Genomic DNA, 15,515 nt, shown 5'->3' on the forward strand with positions numbered 1-15,515 from the left:
ATGTTATATTTTGTTTGATGTTTGGCCTGTAGGACGCATGTCGTCATTGGTATGGACAGGTCAATTACATTCGTTACAGACATGGAAGCGAGGGAATGCCAATATGAATGATAGCAGAAATCCTTTGGTAAGCGGTTTTGTTAAGGCAGACGGCAAACGCGTGGTGAATGGGGACGGGCAGGAAATTCTGCTGCAGGGAGTCGGACTTGGCAGCTGGCTGCTGCCGGAAGGATACATGTGGAAAATGCCGGAGCAGGGGGACCGCCCGCGGCGCATCGAAGGCATGATCAGGGATCTGATCGGCGAGGAGAAGGCATCCGTGTTCTGGGAGACCTATTACGAGCGGTATATCGCAGAAGCCGACATCCGGCAGATCGCTGCTGAGGGCTTTAACTCCATTCGGGTACCGATCAATGCCAGGTTTATGATGGAGGAAGGACAGCAGCCACCTTTTGTATTCCACGAAGGACATTTGAAGCTCATCGATCAGGTGATCGATTGGTGCAGGACGTATTCGCTGTATGTTATTCTGGATTTGCATGGCGCGCCCGGCGGACAGACCGGCGCCAATATCGACGATTCCGAGCGGGATTTGCCGGAGCTGTTCACGGATCGACTGAACGCGGAGCGGACCGTAGCGCTGTGGCGTATGCTGGCGGAACGATATAAAGACGAGTGGATCGTTGCCGGTTACGACCTGCTTAACGAACCGCTGCCTGACTGGTTCAGCAAGTATAATGACCGGGTGATGCCGCTGTATAAGGAAATCACCGCGGCTATACGCGAAGTGGACAAGCGTCATATGATCATTCTGGAAGGCGTGCACTGGTCTACGGACTGGAGCATTTTTGACGATACATTCGATGATAACCTGATGCTGCAGTTCCATAAGTATTGGAACAATCCCGACACGGAGAGCATTCAGAAGTATATCGATCTGCGCGAGGAGTGGAATGTGCCGATCTTCATGGGAGAAGGCGGGGAGAACAACCCGCAGTGGTATACGGGGGCCTTCCGGATGTTCGAGGACCACAACATATCCTGGAACTTCTGGACCTGGAAGAAGATGAACACCCAGAATTCGCCGTTCTCGATCCGCATGCCGGAAGGCTGGGATAAACTGACGGGTTACCTGGAAGGCGGTGAGAAGCCGTCTTCAGCCGAAGCCGAAGCGATTCTTGACGAATACCTGGACCGTCTTCCGCTGGCAGCCTGCGATGCTTACCCGAACGTATCCCGGTCGCTGCTGCGCCGGCTGCCCATTCAGATTCCGGCGGAGTTTTACGGATATCGGGGCGAGGGCATTTCTTATCATATTGAAACGAAGGCCAGCCAGGATATCGGCTTCCGGATCTCTGACGGCGTTCCGATGCGGATGATGACGGGCAAGGCGGAGAAACCAAGCTACGCTCCGGAAGGCGGCAAGCCATGGGTAGAGGATAACCTGGTATGCGTTCAGCTCCGGGAAGGCGATTGGCTTGCTTATGATGCGTATTGCGCTTCTGTAGATGTCTTTCATCTGGACATGCGGGCCCTGATTCCCGAGGGAACGGTGGATATTATGCTCCAGATCGGGGACCGGGAGCCTGAGCTTATCTCCTTGTCCGACTCTGGCGAAGGACAGTGGGACATCCATAGGGTGGCTGAGGCTATGCCGATGGAGGAAGGCCCTGTGGATCTGGTGTTGATGGTGAATAAGGGCCGAATCGAGCTGGATTGGCTGGAATTTACCGAAGCGCGTTAAATTTATTAGCTGAAGGGGAGAGGGCGCTGTGACGGAACAGGCGGCAATATCAGAAGGGTTGTGCCAATGGCTGGATGGCTCGGATCTGGAGTCGAAACAGTATGAAGCGATGATGCTATTGAGCGTAACCGAGGATGGATGGCCGAATACGGCCATGCTCAGCGTGGGGGAGGTGCTGGCTTTAGACCGGAGCCGGCTTCGACTTGCATTATGGCAGGGAACGGTTACGACTGGCAATCTTCTTCGCACCGGACAGGGCACGTTGGTGGCGATCCATGATGGAGCGGCCCATTATGTTCGGCTGCGTCTTCAAGCGCTTCCCGATCTGCCGGACGCCCGGCATCCGCTGCAGCGTTTTGATGCCGAGGTAGTGGCTGTTCGCGAGGATATCGCGAAGTATGCGGATATTATATCGGCCGTGAAGTTTCAGCTGCACGACCCGGATGAAGTCCTGCAGCGCTGGAAGGAAACGCTGGAGGAATTGCGAAAGTAAACGTTTACGCGTAAAAAACCTGCTCCGGATACAACTCCCGGCATATGCCGGGAGTTGTATATGCCTGCTTGTGCTTAATCGGAATGATGCCGAATAAAATAACTTTAATTATTCCGCAGAATCTTTTGCTTTGGTATTTGCTATCGGCAGTCAAATGTGTTAAGATATGAATATCGAAATCGACCTGAATTCACATATTGTAGAGGGTTGTCATTTCTGGTAACCTTGTGCAATATGTGAATTTTTTTATTCCGTCTGCGAAGAAAAAAGGTCATGTAAATATATATCAAGGAGGATTCCCCCATGCAAACAGGAACTGTTAAATGGTTTAATGCTGAAAAGGGCTTTGGTTTCATCGAAGTTGAAGGCGGTAACGATGTATTCGTTCACTTCAGCGCGATCCAAGGCGACGGCTTCAAAACGCTTGACGAAGGCCAACGCGTTGAATTCAACATCGTTGAAGGAAACCGTGGACCACAAGCTGAGAACGTTGTTAAATTGTAATTACAATTGAAAACTGCCCTTAATGTGTGACATTAAGGGCAGTTTTCTTTTATACGGCGTTTCTATTTTCTAAGACGAGAATAAGGAGGAGCGTTCATGTATTCGCGTAAAAACTCGATGGAGAGTATTCCTGAAGAAATAACGGAAGTTTGGGCATGCACAAAGGAAGACTGCAAAGGGTGGATGCGGGACGATTTTGCGTTCGACACGGAACCGGTATGCCATTTGTGTCAATCCCCCATGGTCAAGGAAACGAGAAGCCTGCCGCAGCTAGTTAATACCAATAAACAACAGAAATCTCTGGCTAAGGGGATTCAGATCGAGCGCAAATAGCAGCTAATACCTAGAGAAAGCGCTGGGCAAACACAAATTCTTCTTGAAGCTACCTTCGGATTTTATGGTAAATCCGTCTATTTCTGTTTCATTGGAAGGAGAATGGTTAGTAATACGTGTACCCTTTCATTCTGATTCAGAATGATGTTACATCATAAGGGACGCAAAATTCAAAGGAGTGAAATGTATTGAACACGCAAACCGAGGTACTGAAGCGAAACATTGACAACATGATCATCCAGGATAACCAAGGCGGCTTGAACGATCAGGAGAAATTCATCATGCAGAAGCTGATGCGTGAGAAATACCAACAGGAACACGAAAGCAAACAGGAACAGCACGGGGAAGACAAAGGGGAATAACGGGGAAACCGTTTGATATACGTAAGGAAAAAAACGATAACGCCGCCGTGAGACGATCCGATGGATCGCTTGTGGCGGAAAGATCGTTAGTAAGAGGGAAGGCATGAATGGCAGCTATGGAGGCTGCTGTTCATGCCTTTTTTTTGTGCCTTTGAATGAGCGCAGGGCGCAATATTTCGCTTTTGGGGAAATATTTTTTCGTAAATGCCGCAGTCTACCCGAAAAATGAGCCCCTTGAAACGAAATCTGAAACCTTTCGTGCAGAGAAAGGACGATCTACAATATAAACATAGAGAATGTAAAGGTTTTCAAAATGATAGGATCAACCTGGAGGTCATAACCATGCAAAATCAACTTCATGCCGACGTTTCCGAAACCGGTGTCGGTCCCTCAATGGAGCCTTCTGTACAGAAGAAGCTTGACAGAAAAAGATGGCTCAGAAAGCTCTACGGCCAACGACATCTCCAAATTATGGCGCTGCTCGGCGTTGCGTGGATGATCATCTTTAACTACATTCCCATGTACGGTGTCATCATTGCATTTAAAGAATTCAATATCGTGAAGTCCATTGGCGAAGCTCCATGGGTAGGGCTTGCGCACTTCAAGGAGTTTTTCTCGGACGAGGACTTTACAAACGTCATGCGGAACACGCTCGGGATCAGCTTGCTGAAGCTGTTTATCGGATTTCCGCTTCCGATCGTTTTTGCACTCTTTCTGAACGAAATCCGGTCCGTTCGCTACAAGCGGACCATTCAAACGATTTCTTATCTGCCTCACTTCCTGTCATGGGTCATTCTGGGCGGCATTCTGATGACCTGGCTTGCGGATATCGGGATTATCAACAATATCTTGCTGGCTCTACATGTTATCGATGAGCCGATCACCTATCTGGCCGAACCGAAATACTTCTGGGGAATTATTATCACTTCGGATATATGGAAGGAGCTTGGCTGGTCCGCGATTATCTATCTGGCAGCCATTGCCAGCATTTCGCCTGAAATGTACGAGGCGTCGACGATTGATGGCGCAGGCCGGTTTCAGAAAATGTGGTATATCACGCTGCCAAGCATCAAATCGACCATATCCATCCTCTTCATTCTTGCGGTTGGTGGTGTGCTGAACTCCAACTTCGATCAGATTTTGGTGCTCCGAAACTCGCTGAACGAAAGCGCGAGCAACGTCATCGATATTTTTGTGTACCACACCGGGATGCAGAACGGACGGTACTCTTATGCGCAAGCCGTCGCATTGTTCAAATCCGTCATTGCGATTATCCTGCTGTTGATCGCGAACAAGGTAACCAAAAAACTGAACGACACATCACTATTCTAGCGAGAGCAGCGAGAAGGGAGACGAATAATCCATGTTTAAGCGCAGAACCAAAGGCGAAGCCTTCTTCGATATATTCAATAATTTCGGTATGCTGATCGTATGCTTTCTGACCATCTACCCGATCTGGTACGTGCTGGTGAATGCCTTCAATGACGGGCAGGACGCCATGCGCGGAGGGATTTATTGGTGGCCGCGGATGTTCAGTCTCGAGAATTTCAGCGCGGTGTTTCAGAGCTCCGGCATCATGACGGCGATGGGCATTACCGTAGCCAAAACCGTGATCGGCGTGTTCATTCACGTCCTCTTCACCGCCATGGTGGCTTATGCATTTTCGCGGAAGGGTCTGATCGGCGGCAAATTCTATATTTTGCTCGGAACGGTAACGATGTTTTTCGGCGGCGGACTGATTCCTACGTATCTATTGATCAAGGATTTGAATATGCTCGACAGTTTCCTGGTTTACATCATACCGGCCATGTTCAGTTTCTTTGACCTCATCATCTTCATGACCTTCTTCCGGGAAATTCCGGACGGTCTGGAGGAGGCGGCGAAGATTGACGGGGCTAATGACTGGTCCATCTTCCTCCGGGTCGTGCTGCCTGTATCCATGCCGGTTATCGCGACGATTGCCTTGTTTCATGGGGTGTTTCAGTGGAACGACTATTTCACTGGCGTCATCTATATCAACAATACGGATCTGCAGCCGATTCAGACGTATCTGTATAAGGTCGTCGCTCAATCCAGCTCCAATCAGATGATGGCCCAGGTGCCGGGCGGCGTGGCCAAAACAGTCACCTCCCAATCGATCAAGATGGCAACCATGGTCGTAACGACGGCGCCGATCGTATTCGTTTATCCGTTCCTGCAGCGATACTTCGTTAAAGGGATGATGATCGGCTCCATTAAAGGTTAATTCTCGGTCTCTGATAACGCAGCTTCCCTCTCCCGGGAACATCCGGGAGAGGGGATATTTTACAGGTAGCTTCTCTTGCCTAATCCGGCGGGAGTTCTATATAATCATATTTCTAAATAAGAAAAGGGGTAAACACATGAGCAAGATGCTTAAGCCAAAGAGCCTTCTGTTGTTGATGTTCGCACTGGTCATGGCCTTTACAACAGCATGCTCGTCCGGCGGTGATAATAACGCGTCGGAAAAAGAGGAAGACAAACCGGCAGAAGAAGTAAAATTGACTCAGGATCAGCCGGGATGGGAAGTCGACACATCCCCGATTACTTTTGACTGGTACATCAACTTTGCCTGGTTCCCGAACAAATGGGGCGAGGACATTACTTCCCAATACGTAACGAAGAAGACGGGAGTGAATGTCAACTTCATCGTACCGGCAGGGAACGAAGCTGAGAAGATGAATACGATGATTGCTTCCGGCACACTGCCTGATTTTATTACGCTGGGATGGTATGAAGACGCTGTCAAAAAAATGATCGAAGGAGACCTCGTTCTGCCGCTGAACGAACTGGCCGACCAATACGATCCGTATTTCTATAAAGTAACCGACCCTGCGAAGGTGTCGTGGTACACCAAGGATGACGGCAACATTTACGGTTACCCGAATGCCTCCTCTTCACCGAAGGACTATGAGAAGTTTGGCGATAACATTACCTCCAACCAAACGTTCCTGGTCCGTAAAGACATGTATGAGGCGCTCGGAAGCCCGGATATGCGTACGCCGGAAGGTTTCCTGAAAGCGCTTGAGGACGCCAAGAAAATGTTCCCGGACGTGAACGGACAGCCGCTCATTCCGTTTGGATTGCATGATTTCCATGAAAAAGGCAACAGCTCCCTCGAGGGCTACCTGCAGAACTTCCTCGCCATTCCGCAGGATAAAGACGGAAAGCTGTATGACCGCAGCACGGATCCGGAATATGTAAGATGGTTGAAGACGTTCCGTATGGCGAATGAAAAAGGATTGATGTCCAAGGATATTTTCGTGGATAAACGTCCGCAGATGGAAGAAAAAATCGCACAGGGCCGCTATTTCGCCATGCTATATCAACGCAGCGATATGGCGAACCAGCAGAACGCGCTGTATGCAAACGATCCGAACTCCGTGTACATCGCAGTGGACGGACCGGCTAACTCCAATCTGGATCAGCCGACCTTGTCGGGTCCTTCAATCTCCGGCTGGACGGTTACCCTGATCTCCAAGAACGTCAAAGACAAAGCGCGCGCCATCCGCTTCCTGGATTACCTGATCTCCGAAGAAGGTCAGCGTGATACCTATCTTGGTGAAAAAGGCGTGACATGGGACACGATTGACGGCAAGGATCAATTCCTGCCTGAGGTTGCAGAACTGCTGAACAGCGACCGCGGCGCGTTCGACAAGAAGTATGGCGCATCCCATACCTTCTGGATGATGATGGATACCAACATTACGCCGGCTTGGGCGCCTCCGGCTGTGGAGCCGTTCAAGCAGATGGAAGACTGGACTCGCGGCAAGACCCAGAGCTTCTCGCAATTCGATCAGCTGGATCCGGATGCAAGCTCCGAGGAAGGCATCATTAACGACAAGGTATTGAACGAGTGGGGTAAAATCCTGCCGAAGCTGATCTTTGCCAAAACCGATGCCGAGTTCGACCAAATTTGGAACGATTACCAAGCGAAGCGTGAATCCCTCGGATTCGCGAAGGTTCAGGAATACAGACAGAAAGAATACGAAGAGAACGTCAAGAAGCTTGAGGAGTTCCTGAAGTAAGGATTTTCGCTCGAGCGTGAAAAAAACAGAATGCAGGCGCAAGGTACCCTATGATCGATTTTGTCGAAATAGGGTGCCTTTTGTCGCATCACGAGCTAATATAGGATGGTATCCGATCAGCTATGCTGCCTTTCCATCCAGGACTCGGTTACGGTCATTTCATGAAAACGGGATGTGACAGTCATGATCACGCGAATGAGATCGCTTATTCAATCGTTTACGTATTGGTTTGGTCGCAGGTCGATGCAGAGCCGTTTGGTTGCTGCCTATATCTTGATTTTGCTCATTCCGAGCATGATCGTGTCGAACTATTTTTTCAAGCAGATTCGGGATACCTATATCAGCGATGCGCTCAACCAGAATTCATTCCTACTGGAAATCGAGAAGATGAACATGCTGAATCAGATTGAGGCGATTGAAATGGCGGCACAGCTGGCGATCTCGGATGACGGCATCAAGGATTATCTCCGAATCCATGAAGAACCCGAGCCGGCGTGGCTGATGAATTTGGCCTGGGGGCCTTTTAAGGATATCCAGCGGATCCAAACCAACAATCCGAATATTACGCACCTTCGGTTATATACAAACAACTCAAACGTGACGGAAATGTGGCCGATTATTTTCCAGGAGAAACGGATCGCTAAAGAGCCTTGGTTCCCTAAAGTCAAGGATTTGGATGGCGGAGAACTGTGGGTGTTCAACCACCGCGATCCTGATATCCTGCAGCGCTATGCAGCGGACGTGTCGGAGGAGCTGCCGAAGGTGTCCTTGATTCGCCAAGTCCTTAACGGGAGTTACAGTGGCGTGATCCAGGTGGATATGCTGCTCAAGTATTTTGCTCCGAAGACCTTTGCCGGTATCGTGGATGACAGCTCGCAGATGGTCATTGTCGATCAGGAAGGGCGGCTGTTCATGGACCGAAGCCAATCGTTCATGACCAGTCACGAGGGACTCCGGGACGAGGTGGAGCTTCAATTCGCAAAGCTGAAGTTGCAGGGGGGCGACGCCGAGGAGACCATACATGCCAGATTCAGCCTGGACGGTTCCTGGTTCCTGCTGATTGCGACGCCGATGGAGCGGCTTCATGCCCACGTGCTGAATGTCGTTTCCCTGGAGGGGGCACTGAATAACGTATCCAAGGCCCAGTGGCAGATTATAGCGGCGAACATTGTATTGATTTTTCTGCTGTCGATCATTACTTATTATCTAAATTCCATTATCCTGAAGAGCCTGCGTCGTTTAACGGAAACGATGAAGAGAGTCCGCAAGGGAGAAGTGACCGCGACTATTGCCATTCGAGGCGGCGGCGAGGTGGGAGAACTGGCGCATCATTTTAACAAACTGATCCGAACCATTAATGAACTGATTGCCCAAGGGATCCGCAAGCAAGCGGTGACCAAGGAAGCGGAGCTGCGAACGCTGCACAGCCAGATTGACTCCCATTTCCTATACAATACGCTTGAAAATATTAAGATGCTGGCCGAAATCGAAGGGCAGCGCACGATTTCGGACGCGCTGACCTCCCTTGGCGGGATGATGCGCTACAACTTCAAATGGTCGGGGGAGTATGTCAAGCTTAGGGATGAACTTCGCCATATTCGCAACTATATCGATGTGATGAATATCCGGTTCGATGAGCCGATTCGGCTTGAACTCAACATTCCGTCCGAATTCATGGAGCTCGAGGTATTGAAAATGTCTCTGCAGCCCATCGTGGAAAATGCCGTCAAGCATGCCTGGCCCGAGTTCCCGGATCAGGAGAAGCGAATCAAGATTGATGCCATTGCATGGGAAGAGAACCGGATCACGATTAACGTCACGGATAACGGCATCGGGATCGAGCCATATCGACTGGGCAGGCTGGGCGAGATTCTGAGAACGGCGGACAATGAGGAACTCCCCTCCGTAGATTACGGGCGCGGCGGCGTGCAGGCTGGAGGAATCGGGCTTCGGAATGTGCACCAGCGAATCCGGTTGTTCTACGGGAATGAATATGGAATCGAAGTGAAGAGTCAAGAGGGGGAGTTCACGCAGGTGACCATGACATTCCCTAAAGTTCTGTTAACAGGAGGAGGCAGTGGACATGAGAAGTCTGATGATCGTGGATGATGAGAAGAATATCCGATATGGATTGAAAACGATGATTGAACGGGAATTCCCGGATCAGTACGAGATCCGCTTGGCTGCCCAGGGGCAGGAAGCGCTGGATTCCTTCCGCGAGGCACCGGCCGATATCGTCATTACGGACATCCGGATGCCTGTCATGGACGGAATCCGCCTCATTGAGGCACTTGCTGAACTGGAAGGAACACTGGAGATGAAACCCGTCGTTCTGATCCTGAGCGGCTATGACGATTTTGAATATGCGAAAGCGGCGATCCGCTACCAGGTGAAGGAGTACCTGCTTAAACCGATTCGACGGGATGAGCTGTTCGCTGCCCTCCGAAAGACAGAAGAAGTTTTGATCCGGCAAGCGGAAGTGCACAACCGGGTGGCTGCCAGCGAGGTGTATCTTCAGCAGCTGCAGACCCATCGGCTGAAGGAGCTGCTGGAGCTGCCCCAAGGGCAGGGGATGGACATGGGGGCTGCTGCGAACGAAATCGGGTTTGATTCGTTCGTGAAGCCATTCCGAGTCGCTGTGATGAAATATAAGTACGAAGACGGCAATCCCATGAACAAGGATGAGCTGAAGCAATTGATTGATAACATGAGGGCTTCAGTGGAGGGACGGATCAACGCTTGCTTTCTGGACAGCAAGGGGAGGATCGTGCTCATCGGCAGTCCGGACGGACAATTCGAGGAGTTGGCACGGCAGTTTACCGAACGGGAGATGGACGGGCTTTTCGTGGGCATTAGCCGGGAAGGCTTCCGGATCGAAGATATTCGGATCTGTTACATTCAGGCGCTGACCGCTCTGAGCTATACGTTCATCCATCCCAACGTCAGGCTGATGAGCCATGATGATATTCAGGGGGAGCTGCGCACGTATCCAGTGCCGGAAGAGAGCATTCGCAAGCTGGGCAACATGCTCGGCACGGAGCGGGAGCGGGAGATCAAGGCGCTGCTGCTGGATATTTTTCATATCGGGGATATGCCGCATGTGGCTATCGATTATTTGGAACATGTCAGCAAGCGGATCAATGAGCAGGTGCTGGATGAGGTGTTCCGCGTGTACGGGGAATCCATGGTAGAAGTGTTGAAGCTGTACCGCAAGGTAGGGACAATGGACAATTACCGTCATTTCCATACGTATTTCAGGAATCTGGAGCATCTGCTGCTGCATGTGAATGAATATGTTAAAGGGATTCGTTCCGCCCACAGTGAGCATTCCGAGATCAAGGCAGCGGTGAGTTACATGGAGGAGAATTATCACAGGCCGCTGAACATGGCGATGGTCAGCAATTATGTGTCTTTGAATTATTCTTATTTCAGTGAAGCGTTTAAGGCCCATACGGGTGAGAACTTTGTGGTTTATCTTAAAAAGCTGCGGATTACGAAGGCCAAGGATCTGCTCCTGGACGGTACCATGAAGCTTGCGGACATTGGCAAAGCGGTCGGCTTCGAGAACACCAAGCAATTCTCGCGCGTATTCAAAGAGCTGGAAGGGATCTCGCCGCATGAATACCGGATCAAGGTACAAACGGGTGCGGGATTGCAGCAGGGGTAGTTTGGAAAATGCCGGGAGGACATGGCAGCAATAATCATATTGTCTTATACAAGTAGGGAGAATCTTGACCGTCAAGCGGCAGGGTTCTCCCTCTAATATGAAATGGCGTCTGTTATTTTACATTCGAATCCGTTTTTCACCGTTGATGCCATTATGGACTAGTAAGCGTTGAACCCGTTTCAAGTAAGGTTTTCAATCCCGACAGTACAATCGGCAAGCCTAGCTTGAGCGTATTCGCCGTATGTTTGGCCTGCTCAAACTCATCATGAATAACCGTTACAAGGGTCACACCATCAAGCTCAGCATGGGGATCAATTTCCCACGTAATGCGTGAGGGATTCTCGCTGGCAGTATCATCATTTATTAACATCCTCCAGCTCAGGACCAGCTTATGCGGAGGATCTAAGCTTATAATGCTCCCTTCTGCTTGTACCTTGCCCTCGGGGTTCTTAAGTTCGAAAGGAGAACCGATTTCCCAGGTGGATTGGATGGAGCAGTTGTACCAGAACTTTGATGTCTTGGCCGGATCGGTAATGGCGCGCCATATTTGCGCGGGTGCTGCTTTAATAGCAATCTGGTTTACATGCCGGGGTTTCTGTTCCATATTCGGCTCACGCTCCAATTCATTTTTAAGGGATGTTAATTCCAGGGCCCAGGGCTCAGCGTATTTGCTGACCCACCGGTCGTATATTTGACGGAGCGGCACGGAGTTCAAATAATGCAGCTTCTCCCTGCCGACCTTTCTCGTTGTGATAAGACCGGCTTCCTCCAGTATATGAAGATGTTTCATGACACCGAATCGGGTCATCTCCAGGGGAACACACAGTTCGCTTAAACTTTGCCCATCTGATTTATACAGCAGATCCAAGAGAATTCGCCGGCTGGGATCCGCCAGTGCTTTAAAGATTTCATTTTCCAATCGTGACATCTCCTTCTTAACAGCATGCTAAGAAAATTTAAATGGCTATTGACACGTGACTAAATGGTAACGTATTATAAACGTGACAGTATAGTCACATATTATCATACACCGAATCATTTGTCAGCTTAAGGCATTTGAATGGACTAATAGGGAGGTAAGAAAGTGACGAAGCAGAATAGCAAATTGCATAGGTCTGGATGATTAAGAATCCATATGGGTTAAAAAGTACAGGGAGGATGAGGAAACATATGAAAATTGTTATGATCGCGGGCAGTAATCGCGCAGGAGCCACAAGTACGTTTTTACTTCGCTATATCGGGAGGCTGCTGCAAGGTCACCAAATTTCAGTCACATGTATTGAATTGAAGGAATTGGAGTTACCGTTATATTCGCCTGACAACGAGGAATTGAACCCCAACGTCCAGTATGTATTGGAAATGGTCAAAAGCGCGGATGGGTTGATCCTCGCAACACCGGAATATCATGGCTCGATTTCAGGGGTGCTCAAAAATGCCCTGGATTACATGAATGCAAGTCATGTATCGGGTAAGCCGGTGCTTTCCGTGAGCTCTGCGGGCGGACCGGTCGGAGTGAGTTCGCTGACTCATCTACAGAGTATTATACGCAATTTGCACGGGGTTAACAGTCCGGAGTGGATCTCTATCGGAGCGGGCTCCCACGGTTTTGATCCGGATGGTGTTCCGTTAGATGCGGGGATGAGGGAGAGGGTTGAAGGTGCTGTGGAGAAGTTCCTGGACCTGACCCGGATGCTTACTGTTGATGTCATGTCACTACGGTAAAACAGGACTTGGCGGATACTAAATCCGCGAATCGTACTGAGGGTAGCTGCGCATTTACAGGTAACTTGATAACGACGCGTCCAATACGTGACTATATGGTAACGTATAAAGCTTGAAAGGAGGATTCATTTGGAGGTTATTCAACCAAGCATAAGGAAGACGGGAGCAGCCATTGTAGAGTCGGGCAATCGTTGGTTGGGCTCTTGGTTTGCAAGTCAGACCTACTACGATGCAAGATTCGCCATCGACACATTTGATAACCAGACCATCCGCATGATTGTACACCCCCATTCAGCCGGCTCGACCATACGATTAAAGCTATCCAATCTGTATGGTTCCGAACAGGTTTTATTCGGCAGTGTAAACGTAGCGCTTTCCATTAAAGATGGGCATACGGTTCCAGGCAGCAATAGACATGTCACAATCGATGGGAAAGCCACAATCATCATTCCGGCCGGTCAAGAAATCTATACCGACCCCGTGGATCTTAACGTGAGCGGAGCTGTGGATGTGGCCATAAGTATATATGTACCTAAACCAACTAAAACTTCCACGTGGCATTTTTCTCCACCTCAATCGACCTATATTGCCGATGGGGACCACGCTTCGGATAGCAGTGCCGATTTCTTTAAGCAAAAGACCCACTCCTGCTACTGGATATCCGGTATGGAGGTTTTGTCACAGGAATGGAATTCACGTGTGATTGTTGCCCTGGGCGACTCGATTACAGAAGGGAGCACGTCCACCTCAAATGCTAACCACCGTTGGCCCGACTTTTTTTACGATCGTCTTGTTCAGGAATGGTCTGACCGGGGAATTTCGGTCCTTAATTCCGGCATCGTCGGGAATCAGATTCTAAAGAGCGGTCCAGACGTTGGTCTACCCGTAGCTGGAGAACATGTGCTTTCACGCTTGGATCGCGACGTATTCTCTCATCCGGGAATTACAGACATGATCTTTTTTGAGGGCATTAACGATATCGGCTCTGGTGATGCGACTGCAGATCAAATTGTGGCAGGCATGACAGAGGTGGCTATTGTAGCGAAAAGGAAGGGGGTGCGCATTTATATAGGTACCCTCACTCCGTTTGGCAAAGCAGAGTATTACTCGGAGGAAAAGGAACGGGTTCGCCGAGAAGTGAACCAGTGGATCCGTACTCAACATGTATTCGATGGAATGCTTGACTTTGACAAGGCATTAGCTAATCCCGAAGCTCCCAACGAACTGCTTCCCGCCTATGATTTTGGCGACCATCTGCATCTTAGCGATGAAGGATATAAGGCATTAGCTGATAGTATCCCATTGTCTCTGTTTGAGGGATAAAGAGCAGCCTGCTTCATAATGCAAATAACCAACAAAGGAGATGTTTTTCATGAAGACCATAGAGCAGAACAATATCGAAATGGTGACCGCAAAGATTGAGGAGATGTGGAATAAAGGGGATATTTATCATACGGATCAGTTTTTTGCTGAACAGATGGCACAAGCCTTCGAGAATCAACACTATATACTAGCCGAGACCTTAGCCCAAGGGGAGAAGGTCATAGCAAGGATCGTTATTACAGGAACGCATAACGGCAACTTTGCAGGAAACCCGCCGACGGGCAAATCCGTTCAGATTACCCAGTTCCGGGAATTTCATATCGTAGATGGGAAGATTGCAGATCAAAGCGGTTGGTTCGATACAGGGACGCTGCTGCCCCAAATCCAGGCAAAGTAGCTGCGGATGTTAACGGCATAGCAGGCATAGCAATCGGAAAGCCCAACGAACAAAGGAGATGTTATATGATGAAAACAATAGAACAGAACAATATGGAAACGGTATCCGCGTTTATCGAGAGTTTCTGGAATCAGAGTGATATGGACAGCACGGATCAATTTTTATCGGCCGATTATCAAGAGCATTCTTATCAATCGAAAGAAGGTCTGAAACAATTTGCCTTAACCATACTGGGGGCATTTCCGGATAAACACTATAACGTGGAACAGATGATCGCCCAAGGGGATAAGGTATTAGTAAGAATGGGAGTAAAAGGTACGCATACCGGCATGTTTTTTGGCAGCTCTCCAACAGGGAATACCATTGATGTCACGCTGTACCGTCAATATCGGGTATCCGATGGTAAAATAACCGAACATCGCGGTTGGATCGATATGGTGACGATGTGGCGCCAAATTCGAGGCAGCTAAAGAACCGGCGATCCAGTCCCGTGACTGGGTCGTTTATTCTATTCGCAAAAAAAAGACACCGGATCGGCTTTCCTGGGACATGCCTGGAATTCGCGATCGGGTGTCTTCCTATATGCAGGATTATGTAATCCCTATGATATTATTTATTGAGTTGCAGTCTCCAGCGTAGACAGCGTCATTTCCATTTTGCGGGTGATTTCTTTCTGCCATTTCACGTCTCCAAGCTGGATGGCGAGGTTCAGCAGGTCCAAATAATCATCGATTTGCAGAGAACAGCGGCGGGAAGTCGTCTTCATAAGTCAATCGGCTCTCCTTTATATATAAACTTTCCAAGCGAAGCGTGTAGGAGCTCAAACGTCCATTCTCAACACATTCTCACTTGTCCGGTAATGATAATCATTATCATATGGTTAATTCTCATTATAAAGACTTCCCGCACAGGTTGCAAGCCACT

The 15,515-nt window shown here is 49.3% G+C and carries 16 protein-coding genes; 14 read left to right on the forward strand and 2 right to left on the reverse strand.

The window, feature by feature from the left end; all coding sequences use genetic code 11:
• Positions 1-103 precede the first annotated feature (103 nt).
• The 10 genes from PAEVO_RS23405 (at position 104) to PAEVO_RS23445 (ending at position 11,149) form a co-directional block, all read left to right on the forward strand.
• Positions 104-1,744: a glycoside hydrolase family 5 protein gene (locus PAEVO_RS23405; protein WP_100539923.1), complete on the forward strand. Its 1,641-nt coding sequence runs from the start codon at positions 104-106 to the stop codon at positions 1,742-1,744.
• Between the two features lie 28 nt (positions 1,745-1,772).
• Positions 1,773-2,237: a pyridoxamine 5'-phosphate oxidase family protein gene (locus PAEVO_RS23410; protein ID WP_100539924.1), complete on the forward strand. Its 465-nt coding sequence runs from the start codon at positions 1,773-1,775 to the stop codon at positions 2,235-2,237.
• 303 nt (positions 2,238-2,540) lie between these two features.
• Complete coding sequence (gene cspD, locus PAEVO_RS23415; RefSeq protein ID WP_006207896.1) at positions 2,541-2,741, forward strand: cold-shock protein CspD; 201 nt, start codon at positions 2,541-2,543, stop codon at positions 2,739-2,741.
• A gap of 96 nt (positions 2,742-2,837) precedes the next feature.
• Positions 2,838-3,074: a cold-shock protein gene (locus PAEVO_RS23420; protein WP_071222231.1), complete on the forward strand. Its 237-nt coding sequence runs from the start codon at positions 2,838-2,840 to the stop codon at positions 3,072-3,074.
• Positions 3,075-3,262: 188 nt separating this feature from the next.
• Positions 3,263-3,436, forward strand: a complete 174-nt coding sequence (locus PAEVO_RS33945) for a hypothetical protein (RefSeq protein ID WP_165789739.1) — start codon at positions 3,263-3,265, stop codon at positions 3,434-3,436.
• A gap of 342 nt (positions 3,437-3,778) precedes the next feature.
• A complete protein-coding gene (locus PAEVO_RS23425; RefSeq protein WP_100539925.1) occupies positions 3,779-4,768 on the forward strand; it encodes an ABC transporter permease in 990 nt (329 codons plus the stop codon).
• Positions 4,769-4,799: 31 nt separating this feature from the next.
• Positions 4,800-5,681: a carbohydrate ABC transporter permease gene (locus tag PAEVO_RS23430; RefSeq protein ID WP_100539926.1), complete on the forward strand. Its 882-nt coding sequence runs from the start codon at positions 4,800-4,802 to the stop codon at positions 5,679-5,681.
• Positions 5,682-5,817: 136 nt separating this feature from the next.
• Complete coding sequence (locus tag PAEVO_RS23435; protein ID WP_207797520.1) at positions 5,818-7,482, forward strand: extracellular solute-binding protein; 1,665 nt, start codon at positions 5,818-5,820, stop codon at positions 7,480-7,482.
• Positions 7,483-7,665: 183 nt separating this feature from the next.
• Positions 7,666-9,591, forward strand: coding sequence for a cache domain-containing sensor histidine kinase (locus tag PAEVO_RS23440; RefSeq protein ID WP_100539927.1), 1,926 nt, complete (start codon positions 7,666-7,668; stop codon positions 9,589-9,591).
• On the forward strand, positions 9,566-11,149 hold the full coding sequence (locus tag PAEVO_RS23445) for a response regulator (RefSeq protein WP_100539928.1): 1,584 nt from the start codon (positions 9,566-9,568) through the stop codon (positions 11,147-11,149). The genes PAEVO_RS23440 and PAEVO_RS23445 overlap by 26 nt, the downstream gene beginning before the upstream one ends.
• Positions 11,150-11,300: 151 nt before the next feature.
• Here the strand turns inward: PAEVO_RS23445 and PAEVO_RS23450 are convergent, their stop codons facing one another.
• Positions 11,301-12,068 (reverse strand): ArsR/SmtB family transcription factor, encoded by a 768-nt coding sequence (locus tag PAEVO_RS23450; RefSeq protein ID WP_100539929.1) that lies wholly within the window; start codon positions 12,066-12,068, stop codon positions 11,301-11,303.
• A 251-nt stretch (positions 12,069-12,319) separates the two neighbouring features.
• Between PAEVO_RS23450 and PAEVO_RS23455 the strand changes: the two genes are divergently transcribed.
• The 4 genes from PAEVO_RS23455 (at position 12,320) to PAEVO_RS23470 (ending at position 15,061) form a co-directional block, all read left to right on the forward strand.
• Positions 12,320-12,871, forward strand: a complete 552-nt coding sequence (locus PAEVO_RS23455) for an NADPH-dependent FMN reductase (RefSeq protein ID WP_100539930.1) — start codon at positions 12,320-12,322, stop codon at positions 12,869-12,871.
• 129 nt (positions 12,872-13,000) lie between these two features.
• Entirely contained in the window at positions 13,001-14,194 is a 1,194-nt protein-coding gene (locus PAEVO_RS23460; RefSeq protein ID WP_100539931.1) for an SGNH/GDSL hydrolase family protein, read from the forward strand.
• A gap of 49 nt (positions 14,195-14,243) precedes the next feature.
• Positions 14,244-14,591, forward strand: coding sequence for an ester cyclase (locus PAEVO_RS23465; protein ID WP_100539932.1), 348 nt, complete (start codon positions 14,244-14,246; stop codon positions 14,589-14,591).
• A 68-nt stretch (positions 14,592-14,659) separates the two neighbouring features.
• Positions 14,660-15,061, forward strand: coding sequence for an ester cyclase (locus tag PAEVO_RS23470; RefSeq protein ID WP_100540248.1), 402 nt, complete (start codon positions 14,660-14,662; stop codon positions 15,059-15,061).
• Between the two features lie 143 nt (positions 15,062-15,204).
• Here PAEVO_RS23470 and PAEVO_RS33950 read toward each other — a convergent pair whose 3' ends face one another.
• Positions 15,205-15,357 carry a hypothetical protein gene (locus PAEVO_RS33950; RefSeq protein WP_164817478.1) on the reverse strand — a complete coding sequence of 51 codons (153 nt, stop codon included), beginning with the start codon at positions 15,355-15,357 and terminating at the stop codon, positions 15,205-15,207.
• Between the last annotated feature and the right edge of the window lie 158 nt (positions 15,358-15,515).

Origin of the sequence: Paenibacillus sp. GM2FR (genome assembly GCF_002803325.1) — a bacterium.
GTDB classification, from domain to species: Bacteria; Bacillota; Bacilli; order Paenibacillales; family Paenibacillaceae; genus Paenibacillus_AQ; species Paenibacillus_AQ lautus.